Genomic DNA, 16,643 nt, shown 5'->3' on the forward strand with positions numbered 1-16,643 from the left:
AGAGAGGCCACCCCGATGTCGCGCCCCTGCGGGGCCGCAGGCGGGAGGCGGGGTGGATCGACAGGGCCTCCTGCCCTGACGATCCCCTGGCCGGCGTCCTGCCGGCCACCCTTCGGGCGATTCCACCTCCCGCCTGCTCGCGCCATAGGGGAAGGAAGATCAAGAGCGGACCCTACCCTGTAGGAGCGCACCCAGTGCGCGACCGCAGTGCATCTGTGACCTCTGCGGTCGCGCACAGGGTGCGCTCCTACAGAGAGAGGGAGAGGTTGTCGCTCGCGATGTGCCGCGCAGCGGCACGAGCCTTCAACAACCCCCTGTGTGGCGGTGAGGGGTGGACGAATAGGCCCCGCAGGGGTGCCCGACAGGACGTCGGGCACTTTTCGTCCGGGCAGGAGCCCGGTCGAAAAGCCCGGCCGCCCCTCACGCACTGGCTGGGCAAAGCCCAGACAGCGCCACGTGGGGTGCCGTTCTCTTTGGTTACTTTCTCTTGGGCAAGCAAGAGAAAGTGACCCGGCCTCCGGCAGGAGGGCGGAAGCCCGCCGCCCCACAGGGACTCCCTTCGGTCGCAGGCGAGCCAGGTCGCAATTACGCGACGATCAGGGCACAGCGAGGCTGTGTCGGTGACAGGTCATTAGGACTGAGGCGAAAGGCTGTCGCGCACTGGGTGCGCTCCTACAAAGGAACGATCGCTACGCGAGGAGAAAGTGACCCGGGTCGCGCGGCAGCGGTCCGAAAGGCCGCCGTCCCATGGGGACTCCCTGCGGTCGCAAGCGAGCCCCATCGCGAGATGACCCAACGATCAGCGCACAACGACTGTGCCGGGAAAACCGGCAATCAAGGCCGAGGCGAAAGGCTCTCGCGCACAGGGTGCGCTCCTACAACGAGGTGGTGGGCTGCTTCAGTTCGGTTGCGCCATCGCCAGCAGCACGACGCTGCCCTCGGCCAGCTCGAACGGGCTGCGATCCGGCAGCCACGCATCGCCGGCCTGGAGATCACCATCGATGGTCGTCACCATGCCGCGTGCCACGTAGAGCAGCACGCACGAAGGCGCCGGTTCATGGCTGCCCGGCTGCATGAGCGTGCGTACCTCGCCCCGTCCCCATGCACGCCGGATCATCAGGTTGAAATCCCGCGTGGCGCCACCGGCCATGGTCACTTCCACGCGCGCCTCGCCCACAAACGCGAACGGCTCGAACGGGATCACCAGCGCGTGCTCGCGCGCGCCATCGAGGGTCATGGTGAAACCATCGCCCTCCAGTAGCACGATCTCCCGGTCGACGCCGGGGAACGTGGAGAACGGCGCCGCGCTGTTCACCTCGGCCACACTCACGCGCCACAGAAAATCCTCGTTGCAGGCATCGGCGGGAAAGCGTGCGATTTCCCGCGTGGTGCCCATGCCGTTCTTCCATGGTTGCGGTTGCGTGTCGGCGGCGCGGATGATGTGGAAACTCATGCCACTTTCTCGATGACGCGGGTAAAGGGAGGCAGTGCCTTGAGCATGCGCTCGCCGTAGCGCTTGAGCACCACGCGGCGATCGAGCAGCACGATGCGGCCGCGATCGGTCTCGGTGCGGATCAGGCGGCCGCAATACTGCGTAAGCAGGCGTGTCGCTTCGGGCACCGTGACTTCGATGAAGGGGTTGCGGCCGCGCGACTCCAGCCATTCCGCATAGGTGGCGCCGACCGGATCGGTGGGCACCGCGAACGGGAGCTGCGTGATCACCACGGTTTCGCAGAGCTTGCCGGGCAGGTCGAGGCCTTCGCCGAACGAGGCGAGGCCGAACAGCGTGCTGCCTTTTCCCGCCTCGATGTCGGCGATGTGCTCGGCCACCAGCTGCGCCTTGCCGAGCGAGCCCTGCGCGCGCACCTTGCGCACATATTCGATCGGCAGCTTCTGCAGCACGCGATCGAGCTTCATGCGCGAGGTGAACAGCACGAGGTTGCCGGCCGCCCAGTCCAGATGCGTGGCGAGCCAGTCGCAGATTTCCTGCACGTGCTCTTCGCGGGCATCGGGCAGGGCGCGCAGCGCGGGCACTTCCAATCGAGCCTGCGTGGCGAGGTCGAACGGCGAGGGAAGGCTCAGCGTCACGGCGTCGTCCGGCAGGCCCACGGCGTCGGCGAAGCCGCGGAAATTGCCGCCCGCGCTCAACGTCGCGGAGGTCATCACTACGGCGCTCGCATTGCCCCACAGCACGCTGCGCAGCAGTCCGCCGGCCGACACGGAGGACGCATGGCAGACCAGTTGCTGGTCGACGCTCATGGTGACCCAACGTGCGAGCGGCGGCGCGTTCTCGCCATCCGAGGTCGACCACGCGCGCCAGGTGCGCAGCTGCCGGTCGATGCGTTCCAGTGCCATGCCCAGTTCGCGCGACAGCGCCTCATGGGTGGGGCCGCTCTCGGTCATCTCCAGCACGGCGCGGCGCACGGCGCCGACCCAGCGTTCGATCTCGCCGGTGAAGACGTAGAGCGCGCGCGCATGTTCCACCCAGGCCTCCGGCAGCTGGCCGAGCGAGCCGCGGTACATCGGCTCGTCGTCATCGGGGGAGGGCAGCCAGCCGAGGCGGATCTCCTTCTCCAGCTCCTCCAGCGCGTCGCTCAGTTCCTGCAGCTTCTGGTCGCCGGCATCCAGCGCGAGCTTGCCGATCACTTCCTTGTCGGTAAGCGAATACGCCGCGTGGATCTGCCGGCCGAGGCGGCTCAGCTGGCGCACGGCGGCGGTCATGTAGACCTCCGCCGCACCGCGATCGATCGCCTTGTTCGGCACGTGATGGCCTTCGTCGAAGATGTACAGCGTCTCGTCGGGCTTGGGCAGGATCACGCCGCCGAAGCCGTCCTCTTCGCGAGGCATGGTGAGGTCGGCCAGCACCAGGTCCTGGTTGGCCACGATGATGTCGGCATCGCCGACGGCACGCCGCGCGGCGAAGAACGGGCAGTTCATGAACAGCGCGCACTTGCGCCCGGTGCAGCCGCCCGCGCTGGTGGTGATCATGGGGCGCAGCACGTCGCTGATCGGTTCGGGCGCGGTGTCGATGTCGCCGTCCCACTCGTGGCGGTCGAACAGGTCGGCCAGCTTGGACAAGGCCTTCTTGTCGCGCTCCTGCGGCGGCTTGGTCCACAGCGCCAGGTCGGCGTCGAAGGCCAGCCCCATCTGCGCCGTCTCATTGAGGCTGTTGCTGGCCATGGCGAGGTTGCGCGGACACAGGTAGCGGCCGCGGCCCTTGGCCAAGGCCACCTTCGCCTCGGTGCCATTGAGCTTGAGATACAGCGGGATATCACGCTGGACGAGCTGCTCCTGCAGCGCGACCGTGGCCGTGGCGATCAGCAGCTTCTTCTTCTGCGCGCGGGCCACTTCGGCGCCGGCGATCAGGTAGGCCATCGACTTGCCGGTGCCGGTGGGCGCCTCGATCACCGCCGCGCCACCTTCCTGCGCCAGCGCCTTGGCCACCTCGGCGATCATCTTTCCCTGCGACGCGCGCGCACGAAAACCCGGCAGCCCGTCCTTCAGGCGCGTATAGGCGGCGCGGATCGCGTCTTTGGTGGTATCGGTGAGCATCGGGCAAATGGGCGCGCGGTATCGCGTCGGCCGGCCATTCTCTCATGCCCGGCCGCGGCCTGCCGGCCCTGGCCGGAAACCGCGCTCCCATGCGGGTCCGGCGAAAAAGGAAGGGCCGGCCGGGCCGACCCTTCCACCCCAAGTTCCCGGGCTGCCACTCAGGTCAGAAGTTGTAGTTGAAGCCCGCGTAGCAGGCGCGGCCGATGGCGTCGTACAGGCCGCCGCCGAAGCTATTGCCGAAAATGTTCACCGGCGGATCGCGGTCGAATACGTTGGTTACACCGAAGTAGGCCTGCCAACCGCTCTTTGGGAACGTGTATCCGACCTTGGCGTCGTTGAAGAAGCCAGCGCCCGCCTTGATCGGCGTGGTCTGCGTCGGGTTCGACTGGTAGCTCTCGTTGCTCACGCGCAACATTGAGGAGAAGTAGCGCATGTTCCAGTTGAACAGCCAGTTGTTCATCGCGTAGGACGTGCGCAGCATGCCCTTCCACTTCGGGAAGCCCAGCGTGCCGTTGTTCTGCACGGTATTGCTTGGGTCGTCCTGAAACGGGTGCTCGGTATAAGCGATGACCTTGGTGAGGTCCAGGTCAAGGCGCAGCTTGCCGCTGCCGATTTCACGCGAGTAGTAAGCGCCGATATCCACGCCCGAAGTGCTGAGCGACGAAATGTTCTGATTCACCGATTTGATGTAGACCAGCTCTTGAGTCACCGGATCGCGCAAGGCGTTACCGCAATACGGATTGTTGATGCCCGTAGTGGAGTCCACACAGTGGTTGGCGATGTCGGTGCCGCTGGGCGCGCTGATGGCGTCGGTCAGCTTGATGTTCCAGTAATCCGCGGTCATCCCGAAGCCGGGCAGGAATTCCGGCGTGAGCACGAGGCCCGCCGTCCACGTACGACCCTGTTCCGGCTTGAGGTCCGGATTGCTGCCGGACAGGCCGCGGATGGATGACGTATTGGTCGACGTCCAGCCAGCCGGAACGCCCAATGCCTGGCAATTGGCCGTGCGCTGGGCCGGATCGGGCGCGTTCTTCAACTGCTTTACCGAGCACGGGTCTGTGATGGTGAAGAAGTTCTCTGATTGGCCACCGAACAGCTCGCCGATATTCGGTGCACGAACGGCGCTGGACATGGTGCCACGCAGGCGGATGTTGCTGTCGATCGACCAGTCCAAGCCCCAGCGCCAAGCCTTGGTATGGCCGATGGTGCTGTAGTCGGAGAAGCGTGCGGCCGCATCAAAGGTCAGGTTCTGGGCGAACGGGCGGCCGGAGATCAGCGGCATCGCGGTTTCGACATACCCTTCCTTTACGTCGTAGGCTCCGCTGGAGGGCGGAATGGCGTTGAGGAAGGTGAGGCCGGCAACATCCAGCGGATCGGTGACCTGGCGGCTGGTCTCGCGGCGGAACTCCACGCCAGCCACCATGCTGGCGGCGCCAGCCTCGAACGGCATTTGGAACAGGTTGTTGTTGATAACCGTGCCGCCGCCAACAAACTGCGTGAGTCGTGAAGTGGTGGTGGTGGTGGTGTTGAACCACTGTGCTGCCGCCGGGTTGACCGCGCCCGTGCCGAAGATGCTGGTCGGCACGCAACCGCCGCCCAGGGCGATCGGATCGAGCACGCCGCCGGCATTGGGGTTCACCGCATTGGGGTTGAGCGTGGAGCGGCAGACGATGTTGCCGGTCTTCGGATCGCGCACGGCGTCGATCGACGCATAAAAGCGATCGTTGATGCGGTTGTTGAGGTTGTGGCGGGTTTCATCCATCACGCCGTATACCAGCGAGGTATCGTATTCCCAGTCACCCGTGATCACGCCGTTGGCGCCCAGGGCGATGCGCGCGGTATCGCGGCCAGTGTCTTCACCGCGGCGGCCCGTATCGGTATCGAAGCGCGACACCTTGATGCTCTGGAGGTTATTCGCGTCCATCACCGCTGCCAGTGACGGATCGATGTAGGCGTTGTCACGGGTGATGACATAGGCGCTGCCGCCGCTACCGAAGGCGGGCTGGCCATACTTCTTCACGTCGATATGGCTATAGGTGCCTTCTGCATAGAGGTGCTGCTCGGGCGTGATGTCGAAGCTCGCCACGCTGCTCAACGTAGTGCGGCTGTATTGGGGCTCCAACTGCAGCACCTGGTTGACGTCCGTGCGGTCGCAGTCCGAGCAACGGCCGGTGTTGTCGTAGGGTCCGTTGAAGTTTTGGTGGCGTACCGATCCGTCCGTATTGAAGACATAGCGCTCGCCGATAGCCGTCGCGCTGCCGGTAGAGAAGGTGCCGCCGGCATAGTTGGTATAGCCACCGCCGTTGCTGAACAGCGCGGAATCAGCCGGGCCGTCGGGCGTGAGGATGGTGGCGTAGGCCTTATGGCCGAAGCGGTCACGGAACTGCAGGTCGCTCTGGTCGCTGTGTTCCACCGAGACGGCGACGTTGCCGCGGTTGTCCGCGAAGTTCATGCCGCCTGTGAGCGAGATCAGCTTTTTGTCCAGGCCTCCATGCTCGGACGTACCGTACTGCGCGTGCAGATTCGCGCCCTGGTAGTTTTTCTTGAGGATGAAGTTCACCACGCCGGTCACGGCGTCCGCGCCATACACCGCCGATGCGCCACCAGTGATGATTTCCACGCGCTCGACCCAGTCGGCGGGGATCAGGTTCACGTCGACCGCGGTGTCGCCCGCGCTGGAGCCCACGTAGCGGCGGCCATTCACCAGCACCAGCGTGCGGCTGGTGCCGAGATTGCGGAGGTCTTGCTGGGCCACGCCGGCCGTGCCGATGTAGCGGCTGGAGTTGCCCATGGTGTACGTGGTGGATAACTGCGGCATCGTCGTCATCAGATCGCCGATATTGATGGCGCCCGTCGCCTTGATGTCGGCGGCACTCAGCACGCTCACCGGCGTCGGCGAGATCACGTTGGGGTTGGAAATGCGCGTGCCGGTGACGGTGATCGTCTCCAGGCTGACTGCCTTCTTGGCGTCCGCCGCGGCGGCATCGCTGTTTGTGGCCTCCTGCGCCATGGCAGGACCAGCCAGCGCCGCCATGCAGGCCAACGCAAGCACATTACGCGACAAGGAAAAAGACATCTTCATACCGCCTCCCTACGGTTTGGGTTTTTGAGCCGACGCGAATGGACGTCACCCGGGGAAGGGTGAGCGGAGTCAGCCATCTGGGTTCGAAACTTGTTGCGGGTGACAACAAGTTTTTACGATTTGCTCACAAGCGGCTGTAGGCCGCTAAAGACGGCGCTGTCTCTTTTCGTCGGGAGACCAAGTCAGGGCACTTGGCGATAGCGATCGGCAAAGTGCGATGTGGCGTGTAGTCGATGGATGACCTAAGGCTCGACACTCAATGCGCGGCGTTGATCTGCCGCGCTACCGCCTCCGCCACTCGGATGCCGTCCACCGCGGCTGAGAGGATGCCGCCCGCATAGCCGGCGCCTTCGCCGGCGGGGTACAGGCCGCGTGTGTTGAGGCTCTGGTAATCGTCGCCGCGGCGGATGCGCACGGGTGAGGAGGTGCGTGTTTCCACGCCGGTGAGCACGGCGTCGCGCATGGCGAAGCCCTTGATCTGCCGGTCGAACGCGGGCAGCGCTTCGCGGATGGCCTCGATGGCGTAATCGGGCAGGGCGGGCGCGAGATCGGTGAGATGCACGCCGGGCTTGTACGAGGGCTGCACGCTGCCGAATTCCAATGACGGCTTGCCCGCGAGGAAATCGCCGACCAGCTGGCCCGGCGCGCTGTAATCGCGCCCGCCGAGTTCATACGCGCGCGACTCCAGCGCGCGCTGCAGGGCGATGCCGGCGAGCGGGCTGCCGCTGTCGTCGAAGGCGGCGAAATCCTTGGGATCGATGCCCACGACGATGGCCGCATTCGCATTGCGTTCGTTGCGCGAGTACTGGCTCATGCCATTGGTCACCACGCGCCCGGGCTCCGACGTCGCGGCAACGACCGTGCCGCCGGGGCACATGCAGAAGCTGTAGACCGAGCGGCCGTTCTTGCAGTGATGTACCAGCTTGTAGTCGGCGGCGCCGAGGATCGGGTGCCCCGCCTGCGAGCCGAAACGCGCCTGGTCGATGATCGATTGCGGATGCTCCACGCGGAAGCCGATCGAGAACGGCTTGGCCTCCATGTACACGCCGCGTTCGTGCAGCTGGAAGAAGGTATCGCGTGCGCTGTGCCCCACGGCCAGCACCACGTGGTCGCTCAGCAGCTGCTCGCCGCTGGCGAGTACCAAGCCACGGATCTGGCGCGCGCCGTCGGCATCGGTGTCGACGAGGAAGTCGTCCACGCGCTGGGTAAAGCGGATCTCGCCGCCGAGCGACTCGATCGTCGCGCGCATGTTCTCCACCATCGTGACGAGGCGGAACGTGCCGATGTGCGGTTTGCTGACGTAGAGGATTTCCTCCGGCGCGCCGGCCAGCACGAACTCGCTGAGCACCTTGCGGCCGTGGTGGTGCGGATCGGAAATCTGGCTGTGCAGTTTGCCGTCGGAGAACGTACCGGCGCCGCCTTCGCCGAACTGCACGTTGGATTCGGGCTCCAGCTTGCGCTTGCGCCACAGGCCCCAGGTATCCACGGTGCGTTCGCGCACCGCCTTGCCGCGGTCGAGGATGATGGGCCGGTAGCCCATCTGCGCAAGCAGCAGGCCGGCGAACAGCCCGCATGGACCCATGCCGATCACGATGGGACGCTGGGCCAGCTTCTCGGGCGCCTTCGCCACGAAGTGGTAGCTGGTGTCGGGCGTGGGCTGCACGTGTTTGTCGTCGGCGTGGCGCCTGAGCACGCCAGCCTCGTCGGCGACCTCCACGTCCAGCGTGTAGATCAGCTGGATGGCGCCGCGCTTGCGCGCGTCGTAGCCGCGACGGAATACGGTGACCTGGCGAACGGCCTCCTTGCCGAGACCGAGTTTCGCGCGCACGGCGGCCTCGATGGCCCCTTCGGGGTGATCGAGCGGAAGCTTGATGTCGGTGAGTCGGATCATGCGGGGATGGGCGTCAGCCGTGGTCGGTCGCGCATTTTCGCATGTCCAGGCCGCGGGGCGGGTAGAGGGCGCCGTCGCGCACAGGGTGCGCTCCCACAAAGGCATATGGCTCTGTGGGAGCGCACCCTGTGCGCGACTGGAAACGGCTGAACTATTCTTCGGCCGCGATCTTGCGCAGTGTCTGCTCGAACACTTCGGGCGGCTGGCCGCCCTGGATCAGGTAGCGATCGTTGATGATCACCGAGGGCACCGCGCGGACGCCCTGCGACTGGTAGAACTGCTCGTGCGCCCGCACGTCCTGCGCGTAGCGGTCCTCGGCCAGCACGTGGCGCGCCTCGACCGGGTCGAGGCCGACCTGCGCCGCCACGTCCACCAGCACGTCACGCGAACTCACGTCGCGGCCGTCGGTGAAATAGGCGGTGAGCAATGCCTGTTTCAGCTCCGGCTGGCGGCCCTGCAGGGCCGCCCAGTGCAGCAGGCGGTGCGCGTCGAAGGTGTTCACGATGCGCTTGCGCTTGTCCATGTTGAAGGTGAAGCCGACCTCGGCGCCGCGCTGGCGGATCGCTTCCTGGTTCTGCGCCATCTGCTCGGGCGTGCTGCCGTACTTGCGCGCCAAGTGTTCCACCACGTCCTCGCCTTCGGGCGCCATCTGCGGATTGAGCTCGAACGGCTGGAAATGCATGTCGACGGTAACGTCGTCGCCCATGTTGGCGAGCGCCTTCTCCAGCGATTTCAGGCCGACGGCGCACCAGGGGCATACCACGTCGGAGACGAAATCGATCTTGAGGTTGGCGGGGGTGGACATGGACGGATCCTCTGGGCGGGTCCGGCTTCAGTGGGTGCGGAACGCCCCACAATCAAGGGCGAGGAGGGCGCGTCGGCGCCGCTCCCCGTCGTGCGGCGGGCTCAGGGCTTGCCGATGAAGTCCATCTTGCCCAGGTCCGCGCCGGCCTCGCGCAGGATGGCGTAGGCGGTGGTGCAGTGGAAGAACAGGTTCGGCAGCACGAAGTGCAGCAGGTAACCCTCGCCTTCGAAATGCTGCTCGCCGCTGCGCGTCTTGATGGTGACGGCGCGGGTTTCGCTGCCATCGATCTGGTCGGGCTTGAAGCTCTTGATGTAGTCGAGGGCGCGCTCGATGCGAGCGTGCAGTTCGGCAAAGCTGGTTTCGTTGTCCTCGAACTTCAGCGGATCCACGCCCGCCAGGCGCGCGGCACCGTTTTTGGCCATGTCGGTGGCGATCTGCACCTGGCGCGTGAGCGGCAGCATGTCCACGGTGAGGCGGCCCTGCAGCAGCAGCGCGGGTTCGTACTTGCGGGCCTCGGCATGTGCTTCGCCCTTGCGCAGCACATGCTGCAGATTGCTCAGCGCACGCAGGAAGACGGGAACAGAGGCCTGGTACATCGATAAAGTCATGGGGAATGCTCCGGTGGTTCGGGGTGGTAACAGTGCCTTGAAGCGTAACGACCGAGGAAAGTTCGCCGGTCATGCCGCTATCGGAGTGGACGTCGGCCTTGGCCAGGTCGCCCGCATGGCGGGTAACGCGCAAGGCGATCACGGCGCCGACCGCCAGCAGGACAGCCGACAACAGGAAGGCCAGGCCCGGCACGTGGATGCGCGAGGATGGCGAAATCGAAAACGAGAACACCTGCGCGAACAGGAACGGGCCGAAGATGCCGGCAAAGCTCGCCAGGCTGCTGATCGCGCCCTGCAGCCGGCCCTGCTCGGAAGGGTCGACCTGGTGCGTCATCAGCGACTGGATCGGCGGCTGCGCGAGACCCCACAGCGCCATCAGCGGGATGCCGAGCAGGAACACCGTGCCGGTGTGGGCCACGCCCATCACCAGGAACGAGCCGATGCCGCACAGCATGCCGCCCAGCATCAGCCGGCGTTCGCCGAACTTCGGCGCCAGCTTGCGGGTAAGCACGGCCTGCACGAAGCCGTCGCAGGCGCCCACCAGCATCAGCACGTAGCCCACCGCCTGCGGGCCCCAGCTATAGCGATAGTCCGCATAGAGCACGAAGGTGGTCTGCAGCACGTAATGCGCGAGGTACACCAAAAACATCACCACCGCGAGGCCCATCACCAGCGGATAGCGCCGCAACAGCTTGAGCGAACCCAGCGGATGCGCACTGTGCATTTCAAAATGCTGCGTGCGCTTTTCCTTCGGCAGGGACTCGGGCAGCACGAACAGGCCGTACAGGAAATTGCACGCGGCCAACCCGCCCGCCACCCAGAACGGCAGGCGCAGATGGATATCGCCCAAAAAGCCGCCCAGGCCCGGTCCGATGATGAAGCCGAGCCCGAACGCGCTGCCGAGGATGCCGTAGGCCGCGGCACGCTTCTCCTTCGGCGTGATGTCGGCGATGTAGGCATTGGCGGTGGTGAAGCTCGCCGCCGTCATGCCCAGCACCACGCGCGCGACGAACAGCAGCCACAAGGTGGGCGCCAGCGCGAGCACGATGAAATCGATGGCCAGGCCGGCGTTGGAGATGAGGATGACCGGCCGCCGCCCGAAGCGGTCCGACAACGCGCCCTGCACCGGCGAGAACGCGAACTGCACGATGGCAAACACCGTGCTGAACACGCCCACCCACCAGGCCGCCCTGGCGATGCCGCCGCCGGCAAGCTGTTCGATCAGATGCGGCAGCACCGGAATCACGATGCCGAACGCAAGCATGTCCAGCACCACGGTGACGAAGATGAACGCGATCGCGGCGCGGCGGCGCGGATGGAGTTCGTTGACGGTCGGCTGGTCCATGGGGCGGGGTTGGCAGTGAAGTCCGCACGATAGCCGATTGCGCGTGACAGGGTGTGTGCAGTGCAGTAGAGGTTCTTTACCCTATCGAAGCAGGACCTGGGTACACGTTGCTGCAAGGCCTATTCGTGTGGGAGCGCACCCTGTGCGCGACAAACCAGCGTGGTGGGGCGCTCAGGCGAGACAGTCGCGCACAGGGTGCGCTCCGCTCCCACAGACTGATGAAAGGCAAAGGATTTCGTCAGCCTTGCGGTGGCTGGGTCAGCTCGCGTGCGTCGAGATAGCCGTCGTGGTTGCGGTCCAGCTTGTGGAACTGCCGGCGCAGGTTGTCCTGGAACTGCCTGAGCGTGATGGGTTTGCCATGCCCGCCCGGCAGTTCGTCCGCTTCCAATACACCGTCACCGTTGGCGTCGAGGCGTTGGAAGCCTTCGCTGAGGTGCGCCACATACTCGGGTTCGCTCACGCGCCCGTCGCCATCGGCGTCGAACAGGCGCAGGTACTCGGCCGGCGTGCTCTGCGCATGCGCAAGCATGGGCAAGAGCAGCAGCAGGCCGAAGCGGCGCACGGTCACGCCGCCTCGGTGCGACGGCGCAGCACGGCCAGCGGCTGCGCCCAGGTGGCGCCCGGGCGGCGCTTGCTGGTGACGAGCGTGAGGTCGCTCGGCTGGAACACGTTGATGTTGTGCGTGGCCGGCGTGGTGAGGATGTACTGCGCGCGCGTGGACTTGAGGAACGCGCCCACCTTGTCGATGTTGAAGATGTCCAGGTGCGCGAACGGTTCGTCGATGAAGACGAAGCCGCCGGGCCTGTCCTCATCGCGCATCAGCGCCACCAGCAGCAGCAGCGACTTCATCACCTGCTGGCCGCCCGACGCCTCGCCGTCGTCCATGCCGATCCAGCCCTTCTTGTCGAACTCGAAGCGCACGGTGAGGCCGGCCTGTGCCAGCGCCAGGTCTTCGTTCGACAGCTCGGGCAGGTCCACCTCGACGCCGATGCCGGCCATGTCCGCCAGCGACTTGAGGTTGCGCGCGTAGCGCTTCACCGTATTGCGCAGCACGTTGAGGTAGGCCGCGCGCGCCTCGTGGGTGATGCGCGCGGCGCGCTCCAGGTGCACGCGGCGGCGCTGCAGGTCCTGCTTCAGGCCGTCGTGGTCGTTGGCGTACTTGTCGCGCAGCGGCAGGCAGCCCTCGTCGGTTTCCCAATGGCCTTCGTTGAGGCGGCGCTCGATGCGCTCGATCTCGCGGCGCACGGCAGCCGGTGATTCGTAGCGTTCGCGCAGCTCCGCCATGGCGCGACGGCCGCGATGCGCGGGGCGCACGTGGCTGCGCTTGTGGCGGAACGCCTTGAGCCGTTCGACCTGTTCATTGCGGAACTGGTTGAACTGACGCGCGCTGTCGGCCAGCTGTTGCTGCACCTGCCTGTGTTCGCGCGCTTCGTTGTCGCGCTGGCGCGAGTTCTGCAGGCGCTTTTCGCGTACGCCCTCGTAATGCGCCTCGGCAGCGGCATAGCTGTCGGCGCAGCGTTGCACGTCGTCCTGCAACGCGGCCTGCGCTTCATGCGCCTCGGCAAATTCGTCGGCACGGTCGGCGAGCTGGCCACTGGCGTTGGCGCCGCGCAACAGGCTTTCCGCATCGGCGGCCTGCTGCTGCCACTGCTTGCGCTGCTCGGTCATGGCGCGCAGTTGTTGCTCGATCGACTGCAGGCGCGCTTCGCCCTCGCGCAGCTGGCGCTCTCGCGCCGCGCTGCCAAAGTAGACGTCGTCGACACCGAGGTGACGGCCGCCGCGCCGTTCGCGGAAATAGCCCTGCGGCGTGATCCAGTCCTGGTCCTTGGCAAGCTTGGCGCCCTCGGCCACGTCTTCGACGCGGCGGATGCGGTCGAGCTGGCGCAGCAGCCACTCGGGAGCCGCGGCGGTGAAGTCCACCACTTCCAGCAGCGAGCCGCGCGTCGGCGGCGTGGCCGGCGCGCGCTCGGCCACCACGAAGTGCTTGTAGCGATGTTGCTCGCCCAGGCGCCATGCCGCTTCGCGATCGCGCGGATGGTCGAGCAGCACGACGTGGCGATAGCCCGCCAGCACGGCTTCCACTGCCGCCTGCCAGCGCGGCTCGACGATCTCCACGATCTCGCTCAGCATGCTGTGGCCGATGCCGGCGTCATCCAGCGCGCGGCGGAACGACTGCTCGAACTCCGGCGTGTAGCGCTGGCCGCGGCGCCAGGCGCCGAGCTGCGCGGTGAGCGTGCTCAACTGGTCGCGCAGGCGCGATTCGTCGTTCTGCAGGCGGCCGAGCTGGCTGCGGGCTTCGACGAGCACTTTGCCCTGCTGCTCATGGTCCGCGCCGTCCTGCTCGGCGACCAGCTTGCGCAGGTGCTGCTCCTGCTTGAGCAGGGTGGCGTTCTCGGTTTCCGCGCGGCGCGCGTCGTCCAGCTGCTGCTTGGCTTGCTGGCGCGCCTGGTCGGCCGCGTGCTGGTCGCCGCGCAGTGATTCCTCGCTTGCATCGAGCGACTGCAGGCGCAGCTGCAATTCCACGTCGCGGGCGGAAAGATCGCGGCATTTGCGCTTGAGGCCGAGCAGCTGCGGGCGGGCGCCACGGATCGCGGCGTGCAGTTCCGACAACTCGGTGCGTGGCAAGGTTTCGGCGACGAGATCGGTGTGCTCGTGCTTGAGCGCATCCCATTCCTGCCACGAACGCACCCGGCCTTCGGCCTCCTGCAGGCTCACGCCGATCAGCGAAAGCTGGTGTTCGAGTCCATGCAGTTCACGATCGGCTTCGACATGTTCGTTGCGCGCGCGCTGGTAATCCTCCAGCACGCTCTTGTCGCCGAACACGTCGAAGACGAGGTCGAGCAAAGCCTTCGGCGCCAATTGGCAGAGTTTGTCGGTGGCGCCCTGTTCCAGCGTGAGCACGCGGCGGATCGCCTGCGACAGGCCGGCGCCTTCCAGGCGTACGCGGTACTCGCGCAGGCCCAGCCAGTCGTTGCGCGCCTCGATCTCGTCGATGCCGACGTCGCCGCCGAGCACGGCGTACTGGCGTTGCCATTCCCCGCCCTTCTTCTGGATGCGCACGGCCAGCGTCACTTCGCCGTCCATGATCGGGAAGAACGGGCGCTCGCCGCGCGGCCCCGGCAGGTTGCCCACGCGCGCGCGCAGCCACGCGAACGGCTTGCCGTTGTGGCGCAGATAGCTCTTGTAGTCACGGTTGCCGGCGCAGTCGATGGTGAGCAGCGTGCGCAAGGCATCGAGCAGGGTGGTCTTGCCCGAACCGTTGGGGCCGACCACGGTGACGATGTTGGTGTCCAGCGGCAGGCTGAAGCGCTGCCAGTAATCCCAATGGATGACTTCGAGGCTGCGGAAATCAAACATCGTGGATCACCTCGCCGTCTTCGGCGTCATCGGTCTCGTCGTACAGCGGCTCGTCGGTGTTCTCGGCATCGTCGCGTGGCGTGAGTCCGGCCAGCAGGTCGCCCAGCGCGCCGTCGAGGATGCGTCGTGCGGTGCGCTCGTAGTCGAACACAAGGTCGAGCAGCGGGCCTTCGGCCAGTTCGCCCTTGCGCCGGATGATGAAGCCGTGGCGGCTCAGCACGCCGAGGTTGAAGTTCACGCGCGTCTTGCCGCCGAGCCGGTCGCCGAAGTCGGCCAGCAGCGTCCGCTCGGCCAGCATGGGCGACAGCGAGGGATCGCGCGAGATCGGCTTGGCTTCGGCAAACATCAGCGTCTGCGACGCATCGGCCTCGGCCTGCTGGCGCTCCAGCTGGCGCTGGCGCTTGGGCAGCACGATCAGCGCCCACAGCACCACCAGCAACGCGACCGCGTCGCGGTCGAGCTGCAAGGTGTTGGAGATCCAGCTGTCGCTGCCGCCGAACACGTGGCGCTCGGCGCTGCGCGCCACGGCCACGCCGATATAGGCGGAATAGGGATGCTCGCGCAGCTCCAGGCCCACCGCGGCGAGGCGGCGGTCCAGGTCTTCGCGGAAGGTTTCGTCCAGCAGCGCCTTGCGCGCCTGCGCGTCGTCGCGCGGCAGCCAGCGCTGCGAGAGCAGGCGCGCGATCAGCGCGGCGATCTCGTCATGCATGTTTCTTGTCCTTCGGATGCAGACGGCCCGCGCTCACCAGCGCGATCGTCGCCAGGCCCGGATCCACCAGGCGGGGTTCGATTTCCAGCTGCAGCGGCAACCGCGCGAGATCGGCGGTGGGGCCCTGCAGGGCGGAGGATTCGGGATCGCCGAGCAGGCCCAGCAGCGACAGGCGATACGCGCTCAACGCGTAGTCGCCGCCGCGCAGCGCGTCGGTGAGCTCCATCGGGCCGGTCACCGACGCCAGTTCACCATGCCAGTCGAGCAGCGGCGAGAGATCTTCCTCGTCGATGGGCAGGTCGTGCGTGGTGGGCGTGGCTTCCGCACCGGGAAGCTCCGTGCTTTCGGCGGCGGCGCGTTCGCGTTCCAGCAGTTCGAATTCGGCGACGTCGAGCGCGATCTGGTCCTGCAGGAACGGCGGATGCAGCGGCAACAGGTGCGCTTCCTCCGCGTGCCGGGCCAGCGCCTCCGACGTGAGCGAGCGCAGCCAGGCCACCAGATCGGAGGAGGAAAGGCCGGTGCGCCCCAGGTGCACGCGGTGCTGGTCGATCTTGTTGAGCTCGCGCTGGAACACACCGGCCTGGCGCAGCAGCGCGCTTTGCGCGCGGCCCACGGCCTGGGCGAGCCGGTGCGCCGCGGGGTCGAGGTCTTCGTTGTCGGCGATGGCGCGCACCACCTCGGTGCCTTTCTCCACCCAGGTCCATACCGATTCCAGGCGCTGGGCCGCGCGGCGGATGCGGTATTCGGAGCCGGACAGCACGGCGCGGTCGAAGTCTTCCTTCAGTTCGGACAGGCGCGAGAGCAGGTGCCCCAGCTCGTCGGCCGAGATGCGGCCCACCGCCTGGCCGGCGGCGAGCTGCGCGGTGAGGTAGCCGAGGCCGTCTTCGTCGTCGCGTTCGAATTCCAGCAACGTGGACACGGCGGCGAGCGCCTTGCGTCCCAGCGGGCTCACGCGGTAGCGCAGCGTCTCGCTGTCCCAGCCCAGCAGCTCGTGCTCCTTCAGGCGCTGCACCACGGTTTCCAGCTTCACCGGCTCGACGAAGGCAAGCTGGTCGCGGATTTCCGCGGGCGTCCACTCCGGTGCGTGCGCGCGTGCGCCCAGCGTGCGCAGCACCAGCAGGCGCAGCAGCACCTGCGCTTCGCCGCCGTGGAACAGCGCGCTGAAGGCACGCAGCAGGGCACGGCCGCGCAACAACGGAAACACGGCGGGGAGGTCTTCGGCGGTGACGCCTTCGCGCAGTACGTCCTGCAGACGCTCGTCGGCGTCGGCGCTATCGGTCGGCAACATCAAGCG

Annotated in this window: 10 protein-coding genes and 1 pseudogene; all 11 read right to left on the minus strand. The window is 66.6% G+C overall.

Going from position 1 to position 16,643, the window contains the following annotated elements; genetic code table 11:
* Positions 1 to 898: 898 nt before the first annotated feature.
* Positions 899 to 1,453, minus strand: a complete 555-nt coding sequence (locus JMF82_RS07000; RefSeq protein WP_201313816.1) for a HutD family protein — start codon at positions 1,451 to 1,453, stop codon at positions 899 to 901.
* Positions 1,450 to 3,552: an ATP-dependent DNA helicase DinG gene (gene dinG / locus JMF82_RS07005; protein ID WP_201313817.1), complete on the minus strand. Its 2,103-nt coding sequence runs from the start codon at positions 3,550 to 3,552 to the stop codon at positions 1,450 to 1,452. The genes JMF82_RS07000 and dinG overlap by 4 nt, the downstream gene beginning before the upstream one ends.
* 163 nt (positions 3,553 to 3,715) lie before the next feature.
* Positions 3,716 to 6,634, minus strand: a complete 2,919-nt coding sequence (locus JMF82_RS07010) for a TonB-dependent receptor (protein ID WP_201313818.1) — start codon at positions 6,632 to 6,634, stop codon at positions 3,716 to 3,718.
* Positions 6,635 to 6,890: 256 nt separating this feature from the next.
* Positions 6,891 to 8,525, minus strand: a complete 1,635-nt coding sequence (locus JMF82_RS07015; RefSeq protein WP_201313819.1) for an NAD(P)/FAD-dependent oxidoreductase — start codon at positions 8,523 to 8,525, stop codon at positions 6,891 to 6,893.
* A gap of 151 nt (positions 8,526 to 8,676) precedes the next feature.
* A complete protein-coding gene (locus JMF82_RS07020) occupies positions 8,677 to 9,330 on the minus strand; it encodes a DsbA family oxidoreductase (RefSeq protein WP_201313820.1) in 654 nt (217 codons plus the stop codon).
* Positions 9,331 to 9,431: 101 nt separating this feature from the next.
* Positions 9,432 to 9,938: a DUF1993 domain-containing protein gene (locus tag JMF82_RS07025; protein ID WP_201313862.1), complete on the minus strand. Its 507-nt coding sequence runs from the start codon at positions 9,936 to 9,938 to the stop codon at positions 9,432 to 9,434.
* 118 nt (positions 9,939 to 10,056) lie between these two features.
* A pseudogene (locus JMF82_RS07030) lies at positions 10,057 to 11,283 on the minus strand (TCR/Tet family MFS transporter); the annotation flags it as partial.
* A gap of 238 nt (positions 11,284 to 11,521) precedes the next feature.
* A complete protein-coding gene (locus JMF82_RS07035) occupies positions 11,522 to 11,845 on the minus strand; it encodes an EF-hand domain-containing protein (protein WP_201313863.1) in 324 nt (107 codons plus the stop codon).
* 2 nt (positions 11,846 to 11,847) lie between these two features.
* Entirely contained in the window at positions 11,848 to 14,640 is a 2,793-nt protein-coding gene (locus tag JMF82_RS07040) for an AAA family ATPase (protein ID WP_201313821.1), read from the minus strand.
* On the minus strand, positions 14,633 to 15,349 hold the full coding sequence (locus tag JMF82_RS07045) for a hypothetical protein (RefSeq protein WP_201313822.1): 717 nt from the start codon (positions 15,347 to 15,349) through the stop codon (positions 14,633 to 14,635). The genes JMF82_RS07040 and JMF82_RS07045 overlap by 8 nt, the downstream gene beginning before the upstream one ends.
* On the minus strand, positions 15,342 to 16,637 hold the full coding sequence (locus JMF82_RS07050; protein ID WP_201313823.1) for a hypothetical protein: 1,296 nt from the start codon (positions 16,635 to 16,637) through the stop codon (positions 15,342 to 15,344). Before JMF82_RS07050 ends, JMF82_RS07045 begins: the two co-directional genes overlap by 8 nt.
* Positions 16,638 to 16,643: the final 6 nt, after the last annotated feature.

The organism is Dyella sp. EPa41 (assembly GCF_016586165.1).
In the GTDB taxonomy this organism is placed as follows: Bacteria; Pseudomonadota; Gammaproteobacteria; order Xanthomonadales; family Rhodanobacteraceae; genus Dyella.